Annotated in this window: 1 protein-coding gene; it reads left to right on the forward strand. The window is 49.7% G+C overall.

Going from position 1 to position 582, the window contains the following annotated elements; genetic code table 11:
• The coding region (locus tag R7E78_RS28730) for a CarD family transcriptional regulator (RefSeq protein WP_318058961.1) at positions 1-582 on the forward strand (582 nt) is incomplete at both ends.

Here is a 582-nt window from a genome sequence, read left to right on the forward strand (position 1 = left end):
GCTTTGGAGTCAGACCACCGTTTCACGTTGATTCTTGGTTCAGCAGAACACGGCTTTATTCATGACGAGCTGAATTTCGCGCTGATATGCGAAAGTGACTTGCTTGGCGATCGCGTAATTCAACGCCGTCGCAAAGACAAAAAAGCCGTCAACAGTGACACTGTTATTCGCCACCTTGCCGAGCTGAAACCAGGCCAACCTGTTGTTCATATTGACCACGGCATCGGCCGCTACATCGGTCTGCAAACCCTTGAAGCGGGGGGAATGAAAACCGAGTATGTGACGCTTGAATATCAAAACGACGCCAAACTTTATGTTCCCGTTTCCTCGCTAAACTTGATCAGCCGTTACTCTGGCGGCGCTGAAGAAACGGCTCCTCTGCACAAACTTGGCGGAGAAGCGTGGTCGAAAGCACGTCGAAAAGCAGCTGAGAAAGTACGCGATGTTGCAGCAGAGCTACTTGATGTATACGCGAAGCGTGAGCTAAAACCGGGCTTTAAATTTGCCTTAGATCGTGGACAATACGCGACCTTCAAAGCAACATTCCCGTTTGAAGAAACCGATGATCAAGCCATGGCAATC

The sequence above is a fragment of the Vibrio sp. YT-19(2023) genome, from assembly GCF_033337395.1.